This window comes from Nonomuraea sp. NPDC050786 (assembly GCF_040654115.1).
GTDB lineage: Bacteria > Actinomycetota > Actinomycetes > Streptosporangiales > Streptosporangiaceae > Nonomuraea.
In genome coordinates, this window is the sequence record NZ_JBFAHJ010000029.1 from 59,126 (window position 1) to 76,086 (window position 16,961).

The 16,961-nt window shown below is 71.5% G+C and carries 17 protein-coding genes; 6 read left to right on the top strand and 11 right to left on the bottom strand.

Annotation, left to right across the window (positions count from 1 at the left end; translation table 11 throughout):
- Positions 1–12: 12 nt before the first annotated feature.
- The 7 genes from AB0H84_RS39350 to AB0H84_RS39380 form a co-directional block, all read right to left on the bottom strand.
- A complete protein-coding gene (locus AB0H84_RS39350; RefSeq protein ID WP_357616435.1) occupies positions 13–678 on the bottom strand; it encodes an ABC transporter ATP-binding protein in 666 nt (221 codons plus the stop codon).
- Positions 675–1,772 (bottom strand): peptidoglycan-binding protein, encoded by a 1,098-nt coding sequence (locus AB0H84_RS39355; RefSeq protein ID WP_357616438.1) that lies wholly within the window; start codon positions 1,770–1,772, stop codon positions 675–677. Before AB0H84_RS39355 ends, AB0H84_RS39350 begins: the two co-directional genes overlap by 4 nt.
- Entirely contained in the window at positions 1,769–2,278 is a 510-nt protein-coding gene (locus tag AB0H84_RS39360) for a hypothetical protein (protein WP_357616441.1), read from the bottom strand. The genes AB0H84_RS39355 and AB0H84_RS39360 overlap by 4 nt, the downstream gene beginning before the upstream one ends.
- Positions 2,275–3,093: an ABC transporter permease gene (locus tag AB0H84_RS39365; protein ID WP_357616444.1), complete on the bottom strand. Its 819-nt coding sequence runs from the start codon at positions 3,091–3,093 to the stop codon at positions 2,275–2,277. The genes AB0H84_RS39360 and AB0H84_RS39365 overlap by 4 nt, the downstream gene beginning before the upstream one ends.
- Before the next feature lie 4 nt (positions 3,094–3,097).
- Complete coding sequence (locus AB0H84_RS39370) at positions 3,098–3,985, bottom strand: ABC transporter ATP-binding protein (RefSeq protein WP_357616447.1); 888 nt, start codon at positions 3,983–3,985, stop codon at positions 3,098–3,100.
- Positions 3,982–5,064, bottom strand: coding sequence for an AAA family ATPase (locus AB0H84_RS39375; RefSeq protein WP_357616449.1), 1,083 nt, complete (start codon positions 5,062–5,064; stop codon positions 3,982–3,984). Before AB0H84_RS39375 ends, AB0H84_RS39370 begins: the two co-directional genes overlap by 4 nt.
- Before the next feature lie 674 nt (positions 5,065–5,738).
- Positions 5,739–6,350: a response regulator transcription factor gene (locus AB0H84_RS39380; protein ID WP_357616452.1), complete on the bottom strand. Its 612-nt coding sequence runs from the start codon at positions 6,348–6,350 to the stop codon at positions 5,739–5,741.
- Between the two features lie 504 nt (positions 6,351–6,854).
- Here AB0H84_RS39380 and AB0H84_RS39385 point away from each other — a divergent pair.
- Entirely contained in the window at positions 6,855–9,371 is a 2,517-nt protein-coding gene (locus tag AB0H84_RS39385) for a BTAD domain-containing putative transcriptional regulator (RefSeq protein WP_357616454.1), read from the top strand.
- Between the two features lie 369 nt (positions 9,372–9,740).
- Here AB0H84_RS39385 and AB0H84_RS39390 read toward each other — a convergent pair whose 3' ends face one another.
- Positions 9,741–10,859, bottom strand: coding sequence for an ATP-binding cassette domain-containing protein (locus AB0H84_RS39390; RefSeq protein WP_357616457.1), 1,119 nt, complete (start codon positions 10,857–10,859; stop codon positions 9,741–9,743).
- A gap of 214 nt (positions 10,860–11,073) precedes the next feature.
- On the opposite strand from AB0H84_RS39390, the gene AB0H84_RS39395 reads away from it, so the two are divergent.
- Complete coding sequence (locus AB0H84_RS39395; RefSeq protein ID WP_357616460.1) at positions 11,074–11,457, top strand: VOC family protein; 384 nt, start codon at positions 11,074–11,076, stop codon at positions 11,455–11,457.
- A 185-nt stretch (positions 11,458–11,642) separates the two neighbouring features.
- Here the strand turns inward: AB0H84_RS39395 and AB0H84_RS39400 are convergent, their stop codons facing one another.
- Positions 11,643–12,212, bottom strand: coding sequence for a TetR/AcrR family transcriptional regulator (locus AB0H84_RS39400; RefSeq protein ID WP_357616464.1), 570 nt, complete (start codon positions 12,210–12,212; stop codon positions 11,643–11,645).
- Between the two features lie 82 nt (positions 12,213–12,294).
- On the opposite strand from AB0H84_RS39400, the gene AB0H84_RS39405 reads away from it, so the two are divergent.
- Both AB0H84_RS39405 and AB0H84_RS39410 read left to right on the top strand, forming a co-directional pair.
- On the top strand, positions 12,295–12,705 hold the full coding sequence (locus AB0H84_RS39405) for an organic hydroperoxide resistance protein (protein WP_357616467.1): 411 nt from the start codon (positions 12,295–12,297) through the stop codon (positions 12,703–12,705).
- Positions 12,706–12,777: 72 nt separating this feature from the next.
- Complete coding sequence (locus AB0H84_RS39410) at positions 12,778–13,047, top strand: hypothetical protein (RefSeq protein WP_357616470.1); 270 nt, start codon at positions 12,778–12,780, stop codon at positions 13,045–13,047.
- A gap of 23 nt (positions 13,048–13,070) precedes the next feature.
- Here the strand turns inward: AB0H84_RS39410 and AB0H84_RS39415 are convergent, their stop codons facing one another.
- A complete protein-coding gene (locus tag AB0H84_RS39415; protein ID WP_357616473.1) occupies positions 13,071–13,844 on the bottom strand; it encodes a trypsin-like serine protease in 774 nt (257 codons plus the stop codon).
- 272 nt (positions 13,845–14,116) lie between these two features.
- On the opposite strand from AB0H84_RS39415, the gene AB0H84_RS39420 reads away from it, so the two are divergent.
- On the top strand, positions 14,117–15,118 hold the full coding sequence (locus AB0H84_RS39420) for a hypothetical protein (RefSeq protein WP_357616476.1): 1,002 nt from the start codon (positions 14,117–14,119) through the stop codon (positions 15,116–15,118).
- Here the strand turns inward: AB0H84_RS39420 and AB0H84_RS39425 are convergent.
- On the bottom strand, positions 15,113–16,237 hold the full coding sequence (locus AB0H84_RS39425; protein ID WP_357616479.1) for an acyltransferase family protein: 1,125 nt from the start codon (positions 16,235–16,237) through the stop codon (positions 15,113–15,115). The genes AB0H84_RS39420 and AB0H84_RS39425 overlap by 6 nt on opposite strands.
- Positions 16,238–16,357: 120 nt before the next feature.
- Here AB0H84_RS39425 and AB0H84_RS39430 point away from each other — a divergent pair, with 120 nt between their 5' ends.
- Complete coding sequence (locus tag AB0H84_RS39430) at positions 16,358–16,942, top strand: hypothetical protein (RefSeq protein ID WP_357616482.1); 585 nt, start codon at positions 16,358–16,360, stop codon at positions 16,940–16,942.
- Positions 16,943–16,961 lie beyond the last annotated feature (19 nt).

The following is a 16,961-nucleotide window of genomic DNA, read 5'->3' on the forward strand; positions in this document are numbered from 1 at the left end:
GCACTTCCGCCGTCATGAGACCTCGGATCTGACCAGGCCGTCGCGTACGCGGATGCGCCGCGGACAGGCCATGGCCACCTCGGTGTCATGCGTGATGATCGCGATCGTGATGCCCCGCGCATTCAACGTCCGGAACAGCGACAGCACCTCGGCGCCCGCCTCGGAGTCCAGGTTGCCGGTGGGCTCGTCGGCGAGCAGCAGCGGAGGCCGCCCCGCCACCGCGCGGGCGACCGCCACCCGCTGCATCTGCCCGCCGGACAGCTGGTTCGGCCGGTGCCCCAGGCGGTGGGAGAGCCCCACGAGCTGGAGCGCCGCCTCGGCCCGCTCCCGCCGCTGCCGCCTGGACAGGCCGGTGTAGAGCAGGCCGTCGGCGACGTTGTCCAGCGCGGACAGGCTGGGGGAGAGGTGGAACTGCTGGAAGACGAAGCCGATGAAGCGGGCGCGGAGCGCCGAGAGCTGGCTGTCGGACAGCGTGCTCACGTCGTAGCCGGCCACCCGTACGGTGCCCGAGGTCGGCCGGTCGAGGGTGCCCGCGATCTGCAGGAGCGTGGACTTGCCCGAGCCGGACGGGCCGACGATGGAGACCATCTCGCCCTTGCGGATGGTCAGGTCCACGTTGCGGAGCGCGTGCACCCGGCCGTACGTCTTGCTGACCCCGCGGATCTCCAGGACGTTCATCGGCCCGACACCGTCACCTTCATGCCCTCGGCCAGCTCGGGGCCGCTCACCTCGACCCGGCCGTTGCCGAACGCGCCGGTCTGCACGGGCACCCGCCTGGCCACGCCCTGGTCGACGATCTCGATGCCGTAGCCGCCCTCGGGCAGCGCCAGCAGCGCCTCCACCGGCACGGTCAGCACGTTCTTCGCCCGCTGCCTGGTCAGCTCGACGGTCACCGGCGCCTCGTCCAGCGACCCGAGCGACTTGGCGGCGACCTTGATCTCCACCTCGACCGTGGCGCTCTTCTCCTGGTTGTCGGAGCCCTTGGCCACCTGGGCGACCTTGGCCACCTGGCCGATCCTGCCTGCGACGCTCTTGCCGTCGGCCAGCTTGACGGTGACCTTCCTGCCCTTCTTGGCGAGGTCCTGCTTGTCGGCGTCCAGGTTGATGCGGACCAGCCGGTCGGTGGCGGTGATGTCCAGGATCGGCCGCAGGGCGCCGACCTGGTCGCCGACCTCCACGTTCGTCTTGGCGACGCGGACCGCCTCCGGCAGGAAGACGACGTCCGCCGTGGTCACCTTTCCGGTCCGCTCCATCCCGTTCTTCTTCTGCCACCGCCGTACGGCACGGGCCGTCGCGTCGGTGAAGCGGTTGTCCACCGTCACGCCGCGGCCGAAGCCGAGCGCGCGCAGGTTCCGCTCGAGCTGCTTGACGTCCGGGCCCTTCTTGACCCCGTCCTTGAGCGTCCGGTACGCGGGGAGCGTGCCGTACATGAGGACGCGCGGGCGGCGGTCCACGGCGTAGAAGCTCTTGCCGCGCCTGATGACCTGGCCCTCCGCGGGCAGGCTGGTGATCGTCCCGCCGGAGGCGGACTTGATCGTACGGCTGTCGGCATAGGTGAGCTTGCCGTCCACGCTCTCCTCGTCCACCAGGTCGCCGCGGGTGATCTCCGCGGTGGCGGCCGAGACCGGGCGGGCGGTCGGCGTGGGCTCCGCCTTCGCCTGCGGACCGGCGTCGAACAGCGCCGCCGAGGCGAACACGCCGCCCGCGGTGACCGCGCTGCCGACGACCACGGTGCCCAGGGCCGCCACGGCTCCCTTGAGTGCCCCGTTCACTGGCCGCCCTCCATTCCCGGTATCAGCTTGGCGCAGGCCTCCGCCGCCTTCTGCAGCTTCGGGTCGTTGGGGTCGAGGTTGTTGTTGACCTGGGGCGGGTCCGGCATGTCGATGCCCTGCTCCCGCATGCACCGCGCGTACTGGATGAGCTGGTCGCGGGCTTTCGGGTCGTTGAGGGGGTTGGGGATCTGCGAGGCGTACTTCTCACACGCCTTCACGGCCTTCTCCAGGGTGGCCTGATCCCCGGTGTACTTCCACGTCTTCTCCTCGGGGGAGCCGGGGTCGGGCACGTCGATGCCGTTCTGGCGCAGGCACTGGGCGAGCTTGAGCATCGCGTCGTTCGCGTCGCCCGTCGCGGTCGGCGCCGCCTTGGGCGCGGCCTTCTTGGCGACGGCGGCCTGCGGGGTGCCGGCGATGGCGATCGCGATGGGGTGCCGCTCGTCCCGCTGCGCGCACCCGCCGGCCAGCAGGACGAGCGCGGCCATGCTTACCAGTACGCGTCTCATGACGTACCTTCCCAGTCGAAGACCCGCCTGGTCATGACGTTCGCGACGACGGCGGTGGCGAGCAGCCCGGCCACGGCGGGCCAGGTCTCCGCCAGCCGCCCCTGATAGGCGTGGAAGACGAAATCGTTCAGCTGGGCCAGCGGGTTGACCGTGGTGACCTGGTAGAACCACGGCGCCACGCCCTCCCAGCCCTCGCGCGGCACGCCCAGCCCGCTGCCGAGGAACAGCAGCGCGAAGCAGAGCGGCGCGGCGACCCTGGCCCCGATCCGCGACATCCGCAGGCCGCCGAGCAGCAGCCCGGCGCTGACCGAGCAGTACGTCACCACCAGCAGCGCGCCCGCCAGGTACAGCGGGTGCCAGGAGCGGGGCAAGCCGTAGATGACGAAGGTGACGACCATGAAGAGCAGCGTGGACGCCGCCACCAGCGCACCGGCCACGATCGCCTGCGCCGTGAGGTACGACGCGTCCCGCATGCGGGTGCGCCGCAGCCGCCTGAGCATCCCGGTGGCCCGCGTCTCGGACAGGTGCAGCGTGATCACCAGGATCCCGGCCGCGGCGGCGACCGTCCCGGCCATCTCGGGCACCAGCCGGTCGATGACCCTGACCCCCGGCATCGCCCCGAACTCGATCGTGGGGAAGCGGAAGCCGACGACCAGCATCAGCACCAGCAGCACCGCGAACGGCAGGGCGAACACGGCCGCCGGCACGACCGGCGTGCGCAGCAGCAGCGCCAGCTGCGCGCGTACGAGGGTCCACACCGTCCCGGTCACCCGCACGTCACCCGCGGGCCGTTCCGTCAGAGCTGTGGCAGCCATGTCCTCATGCCTCCAAGGCGGCAGGCTCGGGCACGGCCGACAGCGTGAGATAGGCGTCCCTGAGCGTGGGCGTGCGAATGGACCAGACCCGGTCGCCGCTCATCGGCGACAGGTCCTGGATGGCGGCCTCCAGTGCCGGGCGCGAGCCGTACAGGTAGGTGGCGGCCGCGCCGCGCAGCACCCGGACGTCACGGAGCCGGTCCACCCGCAGGTGCGGGGGCACGCCCATGACGCACGTCGAGCCGAGCAGCTTGATCAGCCGGGTCGGCGTGCCCTCGGCCAGTACGCGGCCCGCGCGCAGCAGGACCACCCGGTCGGCCAGGCGCTCGGCCTGGGCCAGGTCGTCGAGCACGACGCAGACCCCGCCGTAGGCGGCGCGCACCTCGTCGACGGCCTGCTCGATGCGACGCCTGCTGCCCTCCCCGAGCCCGGCGGCCGGGTCGTCCAGCAGGACCAGCTCGGGGTTGCCCACCAGGGCCAGGCCGATCATGACCCGCCTGCGCTGGCCGTCGGTGAGGCGGCCGAAGCGCTTGGGCAGCAGCGGCTCCAGGTCGAGCAGGTCGACCAGGCGCCCCGGCAGGCCGCGCGTCCCGTACAGGCGGGAGAACAGCCGCATGGCCTCGGCGACCTTCATCCGGGCCGGGAGGGCCTCACCTCGCAGGGCGGCGCCCAGCCCTGGCGGGCGCCGGTCACCGGGGCCGACCGTCACGCCGAGCATCTCGATGTGGCCCGCGTCCGGCTCGCCCGTGCCGGCCAGGCACTCCATCAGCGTGGCGCCGCCGTTGCCCGGCGGGCCGACCACGCAGACGACCTCGCCGCGCTCGACGGTGAACGACACCTCCTCAAGGCCCGGCGACCTGGACAGGTCGGTGACGCTGAGCAGGGAGGTCATGAGGCCGCCCCCGGGCCGAAGCGGTCGGCGATGGTGGCCCCCACCTCCAGGTACATGTCCCGGGTGGCGGTGCGCAGCAGGTCGAGGTCGACCTCCGAGCCCTGCTCCAGGTGCGGGTCGAACGGCACGCCGATCACCGCCCGGCAGCGCTTGGTGAAGTGGTCCTTCAGCTCGTTGAGGTTGACGGCGCTCCGCCGCGGGTTCTTCACCGCCGACAGCACCACCACGGCGCTCGCGGCCAGGTCCTGGTGACCGTGGGCCTGCAGCCAGTCGAGGGTGGCCGACGCGGACCTGGCGCCGTCCACGGTGACCGGGCTGACCAGGACGATCTGGTCGGACATGTCGAGGATCGCGCTCATCGCGGAGTGGAGCATGCCGGTGCCGCAGTCGGTGATGGCGATCGAGTAGAACCGCTCCAGGATCTGCGCGACCGCGCGGTAGTCGTCGGCGTTGAACGCCTCGGAAATGGCCGGATCCCGGTCGGAGGCCAGCACCTCGAGCCGTGAGGGCGCCTGGGAGGTGTACGAGCGGACGTCGGCATAGCGCCAGATGCCCGCGCGGTCGTTGAGCAGGTGCCGTACGGTGGCCGGCGACTCCACCCGGAGCTTCTCCGACAGCGTGCCCCGGTCGGGGTTGGCGTCGACCGCGATGACGCGGTCGCCCCGGTGGTGGGCGAGCGTGGCGCCCAGGCCGATGGTCGTGGTCGTCTTGCCCACGCCGCCCTTGAGGCTCATCACCGCGACCCTGAAGTGGCCCGCGGCGACCGGTTGCCTGATGCGCTCGACCAGCTCCTGGCGGTGGCGTTCCGCCTTGGAGTCCTGGAGATGGATCAGGCCGCCGGTCAGGTTGAAGACGGCCCTGCGCCAGCCACCGACGGGCGGGCGGCGTCGCGTGCGCAGCAGCCGGTCCGGGCGCAGGCTCTCCGAGGACGTGCCGGCCGGCGGAACGTCCGCAGGGGACGGCGCCGCCCCGGCCTCGCCCTGCCGGGGCGGCGGGAAGGCCGGCACCTCGGGCTCGCCGTGCTGGGGTGGCGGGTAGACCGGTACCTCGGACGCGGTCGGCGCACTGGCACCTGGCATCCGGGCACCCGGCATTTCGGCGCGTGGTGCGCCGGGGACGGGCGCTCCGGGAATGGGCGCTCCGGCTGGGGGCGCTCCGGTTCCCGGCGCTCCGGTGGCGGGGGCCTCGGGCGCGGTCGGCGCCTCCGGGCGTAGGCGCTTCGAGGAGGCCGGTGCCTCCGGGCGTGGGCGCTCCGCGGGGGCCGGTACGTCAGAGAGGTCCGGGATGGCCGGCATCGGCGGCGGGCCCCCGGCCGGCGGTGTCCAGGCCGACGGCTCCCATGCCGGAGGGTTCCAGACCGGCGGCTTGAGCGTGGGCGGCGGCGGGAAGGACCCCAGCCCTTGGAGCGAGCTCAGCGGGTCGATGGGCGGCGTCTTCCTCGTGAGCTCCCCGTCGGCATCGTTCGCAGAGAAATGTCCGAGCCGCCGGTCAGGATCGTCCCCCGAGTCCTGCCACCACATGGGAGGCTCCGGAACAGAAGACGAAGGCGGTTCGTCCGCTTCCTTGGACAGGTTCGGCGGTGGATAGCGGATGGTACGCGTGCGATCCGGATCCAGGCCGACTTCTTCCCCGTTTACTTCCACCGTGACCTCGTCGTTGGTGTCGCGCTGAAACCGTTCACTGCGCTCGCCGTGCATGATTCCCGTCCGCGTCTGTGCGACTTGACTTGTCTGCATGTGCTTGTCGGATCGCGTCACAGCCAGCCCTGTCGCCGTGCGGTGTGGACGGCTTCGTGATGGCCCTCAGCGTTGAGTTTGGTCATCGCGCTGGAGACGAGCCCGCGTGCCATGGTTTCGGACACGTGGAGCTCGATGGCGATCTTGGTGATCGTGGCCCCGCCCCCGGCCAGGCGCAGCGCGTCGCGCTCTGGCTCGGAGAGCGGGCTGTCCCCGGTCGTCATCGAGGCGGCGGCGAGCTCGGTGTCGAGGTACCGGCCGCCGGCGGCCACCTTGCGGATCGCCGCCGCCAGTTCGTCGGCGGAGGCGTCCTTGCCGAGAAAGCCCCCCACCCCCGCGGCCATCGCCCGGCGAAGGTACCCCGGCCTGCCGAAGCTGCTCAGCACGACGATCGCGCAGCGGCCACCGATCAGCACGGCGGCGGTCAGGCCGTCGCTGCCGGGCGGCTCGGCGTCGATGACGGCCACGTGGGGCCGGTACCGCCGGACCGCGCCGACGACGTCGTCCCCATGTCCGATCTCGGCGATGACCTGGATGCCCTCCTCCAGGCTGAGGAGGGCGGCCAGCACCCGCCGAGTCTGCTGCTCGTCGACGGCGAGGAGAACTCGGATAGGCGACTCTGTGGACATACCAGGAGTCTGACTCTGGCGCCGTTTTGCCCGGTAGGCGCCTATGTCATTGGGGCGATGTGACATCTATCATGCAGCGAAAGCGACAAACGTACATCTAACGCCCCTTGCCGATAAAACCCCTCCGAGAGGTCGCCAAGACAACAGGCTTTAAGGCGAACCGAAAGTCAGCTGCAAGTCGTGATCGTCACACTTGCCACAACCAAGGTGAGTACGCCCGAAACGACGACAGAGCTGTCCGTGTGGGAGATGGTCGGGGAGCGACGGAGGGGGCAAGTGCTCTTGATGCACTACGGAATCCTGGGGCAACCGACAATATGGAGACAGGGAAGTGAGATCAGGCTGGCCACCCGTCGATCGCGGGCGGTGCTGGCACATCTGTTGCTGAGCCCCACGCGGTCGGCATCGGTTGACAGCCTCATTGACGCGATCTATGGCGACTCCCCTACAAAGAGCGCCCGAAATCAGGTCCACCGTGGTGTCGGCGAACTCAGGCGCAGCGGCGTGACGATCGACGTGCACGACAACGTCTACACGCTTGAGGCGGCAGAGGACGGCATCGACGCCTTCGTGTTCATGCGCATGTACGACCAGGCGTGCCTGCTGGCCGAGAAGCGCGACCACGCCCAGGCCGCCAAGACCTTGGACGCCGCGCTCAAGCTGTGGCGCGGACCTGCGCTGTCCGGCCTGGACAGCGAGGCGTTCGTCGCGGAGGCGGCAGTCTGGAACGAACGGCGGCTGGCCGCCATCGAGGCCCGCATCGACGCGGACCTGGAGCTCGGACGGCACCGCGCGGTGATCGCGGAGCTCCAGCACCTGACCGACCAGCACCCGCTGAAGGAGCGCTTCTGGGCCCAGCTCATGATCGCCCTCTACCGTTCCCAGCGGGGCAGTGAGGCGCTGCAGGCCTTCACCGACCTGGAGGAGCGGCTGCGGGAGGAGCTCGGCACGGATCCCAGCCCCACGCTGCGCGACCTGAGACTCCAGATCCTCCGCCAGGACACCGCGCTGGAGCTGCCGCACCCCGTCATGGACCTGCCCAGGCAGCTGCCCGCCCGTCCGGGCGTGCTGGCCGGGCGGGACGGCGAGGTACGCCAGATCATCGAGGGGCTGACCGAGCGGGGGACCTCGCCCCTGGTGGTGGTCACCGGCTCCGGAGGCGTCGGCAAGACCACGGTGAGCCTGGAGGCGGCGCACCGGGTGGCCGGTCGTTTCCCCGACGGGCAGCTGTTCGCCGACGATCTGAGTGATCCCGGCGAGGTGCTGGCGGGCTTCCTGACGGCGCTCGGAGTGGCGGCCGAGGAGATTCCCGAGGGCATCGGAGCGCGTGCCGCCTTCCTGCGTAGCGTCCTGGCCGTACGTCATGTGCTGATCGTGCTGGACGGCGTGACCGACCCCGGGCAGGTACAGCCTTTCCTCCCGGGGCACGCCGGCTGTGCCGTGCTCGTGACCAGCAGCTCGCCGCTCGCCCTGCCGCGCGACGCCCTCACGGTGACCGTCTCCCGGCTGGAGGCTCCCGCCGCGCGTACCCTGCTGGCCGCGGGGGCGGGCCGGCAGCGGATGCAGGACGAGCCCGCGGCGGCCAACCGGATCGTGGAGCTGTGCGCCGGGCTGCCGGTGGCCCTCGACATCGTGGCGGCCAAGCTGGCCGCCCGGCCGCACCTGACCCTGCGGCGCCTGGCCGAACGCCTGTCCTCCCCGGCGAGGATCCTCGGCGAGCTGCGGTACGGCGGCAAGAGCATCACGCCGACCTTGATGGCCGGATACGAGGCCCTGCCCGCCGAGTCGCGCTCGCTCATCCGCAGGATCGGCTTCCTGGGCATCACCAACCCCACCGCCCCGCTCGCCGCCGCGCTCGCGGACGTGTCGGTGGACACCGCCGAGGTGCTGCTGGAGGAGCTGGCCGAGACCCACTTCGTCACCCCCCTCGCGGGCGGCGAGCGCTACCACTGCCACGAGCTGCTGCTCGGGTTCGGTGACGCCCGCGCCCGCATGGAGGATGACGAGCGGGACCTGATCGCGGCCGTGGGACGCGCCTTCGGCGGCTGGCTGGCCCTGACCGACGCCGCCCACGCCTCGATGCGCGGCAAGGACAACTCGATCCCGCGCGGTACGGCGCCCCGCTACCGGCCCGCCGCGGCGCGGGCGTGGACGGGCGGCGGCTCGGCCTGGTTCGAGGCGAACATCGACATCAACCTCGCCCTCGTACGCCGTGCCGTGGCCTTCCCCGAGACCTGCTGGGAGCTGGCCATCGCGCCGCTCGCGCTCTTCGAGGCGGGCGCCCGCTTCGACGTCTGGCTGGAGTCGCACCAGATCGCCCTGGCCAGTGTCCGGAACGCGGCCAACCTGCGCGGCCAGGCCGTTCTGACGTACTCCCTGGGCTACCGCGCCCTGCTGGTGGGCGACCACACCGGCGCCGCCTGCCACCTGGAGGAGGCGCTGACCATCTTCCAGCGCCTGGGCGACGAGCACGGCCGCGGGCTGACTTTGCGCCTGGTCGGCGACCTCGACCGCGTCAACCAGGCCCCGATCACGGCGCGCGAGGTCTACCAGGAGGCGGTGGCGGCGCTGCACCGCAGCGGTGACGTGATCGCCGAGGCCGAGGCCCTGGTCGGGCTGGCGACGGTGCTGCACAGCTCGGGGGAGAGGGCCGCGTCGAAGGACTGCCTGGACCGCGCGCTCCGCCTGTGCCGCGACGCGGGCAGCCTGCGCAGCGAGGCCCGCATCCGCCGCGCGGTGGCCATGCACGCGGCCAAGGCGGGGACGCCGGAGAAGGCCTACCCGAAGCTGATCGAGGCACTGGAGATCGCCATCCACATCGGCGATCGGGTGGTGCAGTCGGACATCCTGCTGGATCTGGGTACGACGCGGATTCTGCTGGGCGACCCCAAGGCCGCCTACGACGACCTGGCGACCGCTGAGGAGATCGCCCGGGTCTCGGGGATGCAGCGCACCGCGTCCAGGGCCAAGATGGCCCGCGCCTTCATCAACGGCAACGGCCTCGCCACCCAGGGCACCTGAACGACGGGGCGGCTTCGGGGAGCCGCCCGGGGGTGCGCCGGCGGCTTCGGGTGCCCCGGGTGCGCCGGCGGCGCGTTCCACCAGCGCACCCGGGGCGGTGGCGCGCGGCAGTGGCGGAGTGCTCCTGCGGCGCGTTCCCCGGCGCATCCGGTGCGGCGGCGCGCGTCAGTGGCCGCCGCGTCGCGAAAGGGCAGCGCCGTTGGGGAAGGGCTCCGCGTTGTGAAGGGGCTCCGCGTTGTGAAGGGGCAGCGCCGTTGCGGAGGGCAGCGCCGTGGGGAAGGACAGCGCCGTTGGGGAAGGGGGCGGCGCCGTTGGGCGCGCCGGGTGTCTCGGACGCGGGGCGCGGAGACGGTCGTCTGAGGACCGCCTTTAGCAGACCTCGCCCCCGATCCCGGCCACGTCCGCGATGGCCGTGTTCACCTCCGGGCCAAGGGCCGGGTCCAAGGCCGGGCCCAAGGCCGGTCCCGACGTCGGGTCCAGGTCGCGGTCCAACGCTGGGTCCAGGTCCCGGTCCAACGCCGGGTCCAGGTCCCGGTCCAACGCCGGGCCCAGGTCCCGGTCCAACGCCGGGTCCAACGCCGGGTCCACGTTCGGGCTCAAAGCCGGGTCCGACGCCGGGCTCAAGTCCGGGCTCAGAGCCGCGCGTGGGCCGCGTTCCTCGGTGACGCCGAACAGTGCGATCCCCGCGTCTCGCGCGATCTCGCCCAGCTGGGCGGAGGTCAGGCCGCTGATCAGGACCCGCTGCCCGTTGGTGTCGAGGATCTGCCCGCCGGCCCGGCTCACCGCGATCCCCAGGGCCTGCGGCTGGTCCGACAGGACGCTGACGGCCTGCGGCTGGAAGCGGTCGATGAAGGCCCCGGCCGAGCCGCTGCCCACCACGTTGCCCTGCGCGATCACCACCAGATCGTCCACCAGGTCCTCCAGCTCGGCCAGCAGGCGGCTGGCGATGAACACGGTGCGCCCCTCGTCGCGTAAGCCGCGCAGGACGCTCTTGATCCAGGCGATGCCTTCGGTGTCGAGGCCGTTCATGGGCTCGTCCAGGATCACGATCTCCGGGTCGCCGGCCAGCGCGATGGCCAGCGCGAGGCGCTGGAGCATGTCGCGGGAGAAGGCGCCGGTGCGCCGGCCGGCCGCCTCGGCGAGGCCCACCCGGCCGAGCAGCTCCTCGGCGTCCGTTCCGGCGCCGGCCAGCCGGGCGGCCCAGCGCACGGTGTCGATGGCCCGCCGGCCGGGATGCGCGCAATGGCCGTCCAGCACCGCGCCGACCTTACGGCCTGGCGCCGGCCACTCGTGGAGCGGCCGGCCGTCGATGAGCGCCGAGCCCGAGGTGGGATGGACGAGTTCGAGGAAAAGACGGAGCGTCGTCGTTTTACCCGCCCCATTGGGCCCCAGAAAGCCGGTGACCGCCCCTGCCCGCACCGCGAAGCTGACATTGCTCACCACGTCCAGTGAGCCGAACCGTTTGGTGAGGTTCTCTGCTCGCAGCATCGGCCTCATACTCAGCGCGCCCCATTCCGCGGCCAGCCGAGGGTTGGGGGCGCCATATGGAAATTGCCCGCAATTCCCCGAGTCGGCGCAATTGCGTAGATCACAGCCTGGGGCCACATGTAAACATCGGCTCAACTGGGTGTCAATACCGTCGCCGCACGGCCCGCTCCGGAGCGCAGTGGCGGCGGTCGTAGGACGGTGACAGTATGTGATCATGGCGCGCATCCACGACATCGTGATCGACTGCCGGCATCCCGCCTCTCTCGCCCGCTTCTGGGCGCAGGCGCTCGAGGGCTACCAGGTCGCCCCGTACGACGAGGCCGAGCTGGAGCGCCTGCGGAGCAACGGCATCGACGATCCCGAGGACGATCCCAGCGTCCTGGTGGAGGCGGGGCCCGGGGTCAGGCCGCGCTTCTTCTTCACGCTCGTGCCCGAGTCCAAGGTGGTCAAGAACCGCCTGCACCTCGACCTGACGGCCGACGACACGGAGGCGGAGGTCCGCAGGCTGACCGGGCTGGGCGCGCGCGTGCTCTACGAGCTCGACGCGTGGGTGACCATGGCCGATCCCGAGGGCAACGAGTTCTGCGTCCTGCGCTGAGAGCGCGGCGACGCGTCCTCGCCTTGGCGAGGCCGCAGAGCCGCCGACGGGGCCGCCGACGGGGCCGCCGACGGGGCCGCCGACGGGGCCGCCGACGGGGCCGCCCTCTCGCGGGCGGCTTCGGGGGCGTGGTCGTGGGGCATGAACGGCTCCCCTGCGAGCCCTCGATCACCTGCTGGGCGCGGCTATCCGATCACCCTGGCGAGGGCTTCCGTGACGGCGGTGCGAACCGTGGCCGGGTGGTCGAGGTCGAAGCCGACCACGAGCCCGTCCCGCAGCAGCAGCAGGATGTCGGCGGTCCGTTCCGCGTCGGGGTGGCCGTCGGCGGCCAGCAGGTCGCGGTACACCTCGCGGTTCCAGCGGCGGTGCTCGGCGATGGCCTGCCGTACGGGATGGGCCGGATCGGGATATTCGGCCGCCGTGTTGACGAAGGGGCAGCCGCGGTAGCCGGGACCGGAGCCGAAGTCGCACATGAAGGCGAAGATGTCCCGCAGGCTCTCGCGCGGCGCGCCGGCACGCATCCCGGCGACCAGGGTGCGCTGCAGTGAGCTCTGCTCCTCCACATAGGCGCGGACCAGGTCGTCCTTGCTCGGGAAGTGGTGGTAGAAGGTCGCCTTGGCGACGCCCGCCTCCGCGATGATCCGGTCGATCCCGACCGAGTGGACGCCCTCCGCGTAGAACAGGCGGGTCGCGGTCTCCAGGACGCGGGTGCGCGCCGAACCGGGGCGGCTGCCTTTCGACGTTTCTGCGCTCACGAGTTGACGATACCAGACAGGTCTGTCTAGTCTCCTCTTGTCGGCAGACAGACAGGTCTGTCTAGAACGAAGGAGCAACGACATGAGCATCTACACCGCCATCGCGACCTCCGCCGGACGTGACCGCCGCGCGGTCTCCTCGGACGGCAAGCTGGACGTCAAGCTGGCCATGCAGAAGGAGCTCGGCGGCGACGGCGACGGCACCAACCCCGAGCAGCTCTTCGCCGCCGGCTACGCCGCCTGCTTCGCCTCGGCGATGCGGCTGGTGGCCTCGAGCAAGGGTCTCGACGTCTCGGACGCGTCGGTCACGGCCGAGATCGGCCTCTCGCCCAACGGCAAGGGCGGATTCCAGCTCGACGCCACGCTCCGGGTCGAGCTGCCCGACACCCTCTCGCCGGAGGCGGCCCGCGAGCTCGTCGACGCCACCCACCAGGTGTGCCCGTACTCCAACGCCACCCGCGGCAACATCCCGGTCAACCTGGTCATCGAGTAGGCCGGGCCTGCCGGGGAAACGCGGGTGCGCTCGTGACCCGGCCTTGGTCTCCGGATCAGTACGCTCCCGACCGTGGCGAATGAGAAGAGCCGGGGCAGACGGCGGATCAGCATTGACGGGGCGGGCCTCGAGAGGCGCAGGACGGCGATCCAGACGCTCGTCGATGAGGCGCCGCAACCCGGGGCCGACCAGGTGGCGCCGCCCGTTTCCGCGGTCGGCGCGGGCCCGGACGACGTGGAGTCGGTCGTTTCCGTGGTCGGCGCGGGCCCGGACGACGTGGAGTCGGTCGTTACCGTGGTCGGCGCGGGCCCGGACGACGTGGCGCCGCCTCCCTGTGACTGAGCGCCGTCCCGTGCCGGGCGGGGTCAGGGCAGGGTGACGTACTTGCCGAGGAAGTGCCGGGCCGTGGCGCTGTCCAGGCGGTAGTCGTAGTTGGTCGCCTTGCAGGCGTCGTCGGCCCCGCTGATCGTGGTGGCCACGAGGAGATGCGAGTCGGGCCCGCCCAGGAAGTTGGGGCCGCCCGAGTCGCCGAAGCAGGTGCTCCCGTCGCCCTTGGTGGACAGGGAGAGGTCAAGCCACCTGCGCGACAGGTCCTTGAAGGAAATGGAGACCTGGTGGCGCGTGTCGGTGTACTTGAATTGCTGGTGACGCCCCTTCTTGACCGGGAGTAGCGAGCCGTACCCGACAGGAGTGAAACGGGTGGACTTGAGGGTTTTGTTGGCCTTGAGTTCGTCGAGCAGCCCTGCGGTCGGCAGCTGGGCGGGCTTGATGCCCGGGATGGGCGTATCGAAGACCACGACGGCCATGTCGTGGTTGCTGGACTTCCCCTTGTAGCGCGGGTCGATGATGTAGCGGCCGGTGAAGACCGGCATCCCGGGCTGGTAGCGGCTGGCGAAGGTCACCTGGGCGGTCTTGAGCTTGTGCCCCCCGCAGTGGGCGGCGGTGAGGAAGACGGTCGGCGAGATGAGCGTGCCCGTGCAGTACGTCCATGTGCCGTCGTCATACTGCTTCCTGGCGACGAGAGCCCCTACTTCAGGGTGCGTCCCGCCGTCGGCGGAGCCGTTCGTGATGGCCACCGCGGGCGTCGCGGTGAACGCGAGCGACGCGGCAGCAATCAGGGCAAAAGGGACATAACGCATCTATGAAGTTTAGAGGGCGATACCTCGCAAATGACACATAGGAGTAAAAAATCTACTTACGGCTTGTCAGAGGGCTGTGACAGGCCGCATGAAGGACCGGCGTAGCGGGAAACGGCCCTTCGTTCATGCCGGTCCTGATTCAGGGCTTCTCATGTCCACACCGGGACGGGCGCTCCTGTACTGGGCCGCAAGAGCTCCCCAAGCGTGCGCCAAGACATGAGGAAGAAGCGTGCCGCACGCTGTCTCCCGAACGATGGGAGGGAGACACCTTGATGATCGCAGAAGGACGTTCGCCGACGCCCGTCACCGTGCCCGCGGAGGTCCGGCAGGTGCTGGACCGCTCGCTCGTCTGCGAGTACACCTCGCTGACCCGCGCCGGCCGCCCGGTGACCTGGCCGATCACGCCGTACGTCGGCCGGTACGGCACGCTCGACGTCACCACCGGCCTATCCTACCCCGACAAGGCCGAACGCGCCCGCCGGGACCCGCGCGTGGCGCTGCTCTACTCCGACCCCACGGGCAGCGGCCTCGACCGGCCGCCCATGGTGCTCGTCCAGGGCCGGGCCGCCGTACGCGACGCAGACCTCCAGGGCAACACCGACCGGTACGTACGCGAGTCGATGGCCAAGACCCCGGAGGCGTTCGACGGCCTGCCCTGGTTCCTGCTCAAGCGGTTGAGCTGGTACTTCGCCCGCATCTACATCGAGGTGACGCCCGAGCGCGTCACCTGGTGGCCCGAAGGCGACCTCGCCCGCGAGCCCTGCACCTGGAGCGTCCTGGGCGAGGTGGCCTTCCCCCGGTCCGACCTGCCGCCGTCGGGGCCGCGGCTGCCGAGCCGATCGGCCCCGCCGGCCGACTGGCGGCCCTACGCCGATCGCGCGCTGCGCCTCGGCGTCCCCGTCGTGTCGACGGTGGCCGACGGGCTCCCGCTGCCGGTGCGCGCCCGCTCCGCCGTCCGCACCGAACGCGGCTTCGACCTGCGGCTGCCCGCCGGAGTGGCGGCCGTGCCAGGGCCGGTGTGCCTGACGTTCCACTGGTACTCGCCGACCGGCGGGCAGGAGCACGTCGTGCTGGTGGGATGGGGGAGCGGCACGGGGGACCGGCTGGAGGTCGAGGTGGAGCGGGCGCTCAACGACTGGAGCCTGGCCGGCAGCAACCGGGAGCAGGTCCGGTCGTTCCTCCGACAGCGCAAGGAGCTGAAGAGGCGGGTCAGGCTGGAGGCGGCCCGCCGCGACCAGGCGGTGCCGAAGATCCGGCGGTACGCGGCGTCATGAGTGCTCCGGGGCGCGGCGGATCAGGCGCCTGCCGAGGCGCTGGGCCGGGGCCTCGATCAGGCGGTAGGTGAGGAGGCTGAGCGGGATCAGGGCGAGGTAGAACAGCGCCAGGTGCGGGAGCACGTGCAGCAGGATCGGGTGGAGCAGGTAGAGGGAGAAGCTGATCACGCCGAGGCCCGTGAGCCAGCGCGGGAAGGCCCGCCGGCGCAGCGCGAACGCCAGCGCGAACGCGCCGTACGCCAGGACGATCGCCGGTGCCCAGGCCGGATCGTCCTTGGCGGGGATCCCGCACGCCAGCACCACCGCCACCGCGGCCCCTGCCGTGCGCCAGGAGATCGCTCCCTGCTCGGCGCGGTGCACCGCCGTTCCCGCGAACATCGTGGCCAGGATGATCACGCCCTGCCAGGTGCCGGCCCGGCTGCCCAGGACCACCAGCGCGAGCCCGAGGAGACCGCCCGCGACCGCGGCCGCCGTACGCGCCCTGCCGTGCCCCAGCGCGGTCACCGCGATGGCCGCGACGACCGCGAGGGCGAGCAGCGCGGCGGCCAGGTCGGCCCGGCCGCCGATCGTCGCCCCGGGCAGCAGCAGTCCCAAGGGCACGGCCGGCAACGCCAGCGCGATGGCGATCCCCGCCGACCTGTGCGCCTGGCGGGTCTCGAACAGGGCGACGCTCATCAGGTAGAACGCCATCTCGTACGAGAGCGTCCACGTCACGTTGACGACGGCGGGCAGGTTGAGCAGTTCCTGCAGCATCGTCAGGTTGCCGAGCGCGACCACGGGCAGGGGGCGCTCGCCGAGCGTCGGTTCCAGGGGGAACACGCCCGCGAGAGCGAGGAGGAGCGCGAGTCCGCAGGCGGCGAGCAGCAGGGGGAGGAGGCGGAAGGCCCGGCCGGTCCAGAAGGCGCGCAGGTCGCCGCGCCGTTCCAGGGAGGCGGGGATGATGTAGCCGCTGACCAGGAAGAACACGAACACGCCCCACGTGCCGAGATCGATCCGGCGGTCCACTTCCGTCCAGAGGGCCGGAACGAAGGTCCAGCCGGCGTGGTGCATGGTGACGGCCAGCGCTGCCGGCCCCCGCAGGGCGTCCAACCAGGCCAGCCGGGCGGGGGCGGGGAACATTCGTCGGATTCTAGGCCATAAGACCGGTACTACCGATTCGTCCTCACTCTTGAGAGTGAGCCGCGGAATCGCCCCTACCGGCGATGCCCGCCACCCCCGGCGAGCCGGAGGATTTCCGCCATGAACTCCCGCTTCTCCTTCATCGCCGCACCCGTCCTCGTGTTCGCCTACGGTGTGATCCGCATCCTCGACGGTCTCGACGGCAGCCGCGGGCCCGGCCTCGCGTGGACCACCGGCCATCTCGCGTTCATGGCGGCCCTCGTCCTGTTCGTCCACATCTTCTGGCAGCTGCGGCGGATGGCCGGCGCCAACGCCCTGGCCACCGTGAGCGCGGTGGCCGGGACCGCGGGCGTCGTGGCGCTGCTCGCCCAGTTCGGCATCGACATCGCGATCGGGTTCATGTCCGCCGACCACGCCGCCATGAGCGGCCTGTTCGAGCAGGTCAAGGAGGTTCCCGGCGTGCCGTTCGTGGTCTACGACGGCGTGCCGATCCTCTTCTTCGCCTGCCAGCTGGCCCTCGTCGGGCAGCTCGCGGTCATGCGCCGGGTCAAGGCGTGGACGCCCGCCCTGGTGCTGGTCGACCTCGTCGTGCCGTTCATCGACAAGGACCTCATCCCGCTCGGGTCCGTCTGCCTGCTGATCTCCTTCGTCCCGCTCGTCCGGGCGGCCCGCACCGCCCCCAGGCCCGCCGCCGCCCTCGCGTGACAGGGAAGGCAGGATGGGG

Excerpts from the sequence above, each read along its gene's own strand:
- AB0H84_RS39380 (WP_357616452.1), bottom strand. The coding sequence starts at position 6,350 with ATGTCCACAGAGTCGCCTATCCGAGTTCTCCTCGCCGTCGACGAGCAG.
- AB0H84_RS39415 (WP_357616473.1), bottom strand. The coding sequence starts at position 13,844 with ATGCGTTATGTCCCTTTTGCCCTGATTGCTGCCGCGTCGCTCGCGTTC.
- AB0H84_RS39395 (WP_357616460.1), top strand. The coding sequence starts at position 11,074 with ATGGCGCGCATCCACGACATCGTGATCGACTGCCGGCATCCCGCCTCT.
- AB0H84_RS39405 (WP_357616467.1), top strand. The coding sequence starts at position 12,295 with ATGAGCATCTACACCGCCATCGCGACCTCCGCCGGACGTGACCGCCGC.
- AB0H84_RS39390 (WP_357616457.1), bottom strand. The coding sequence starts at position 10,859 with ATGCTGCGAGCAGAGAACCTCACCAAACGGTTCGGCTCACTGGACGTG.
- AB0H84_RS39350 (WP_357616435.1), bottom strand. The coding sequence starts at position 678 with ATGAACGTCCTGGAGATCCGCGGGGTCAGCAAGACGTACGGCCGGGTG.
- AB0H84_RS39430 (WP_357616482.1), top strand. The coding sequence starts at position 16,358 with ATGAACTCCCGCTTCTCCTTCATCGCCGCACCCGTCCTCGTGTTCGCC.
- AB0H84_RS39420 (WP_357616476.1), top strand. The coding sequence starts at position 14,117 with ATGATCGCAGAAGGACGTTCGCCGACGCCCGTCACCGTGCCCGCGGAG.
- AB0H84_RS39365 (WP_357616444.1), bottom strand. The coding sequence starts at position 3,093 with ATGGCTGCCACAGCTCTGACGGAACGGCCCGCGGGTGACGTGCGGGTG.
- AB0H84_RS39360 (WP_357616441.1), bottom strand. The coding sequence starts at position 2,278 with ATGAGACGCGTACTGGTAAGCATGGCCGCGCTCGTCCTGCTGGCCGGC.
- AB0H84_RS39375 (WP_357616449.1), bottom strand. The coding sequence starts at position 5,064 with ATGCCAGGTGCCAGTGCGCCGACCGCGTCCGAGGTACCGGTCTACCCG.
- AB0H84_RS39370 (WP_357616447.1), bottom strand. The coding sequence starts at position 3,985 with ATGACCTCCCTGCTCAGCGTCACCGACCTGTCCAGGTCGCCGGGCCTT.
- AB0H84_RS39425 (WP_357616479.1), bottom strand. The coding sequence starts at position 16,237 with ATGTTCCCCGCCCCCGCCCGGCTGGCCTGGTTGGACGCCCTGCGGGGG.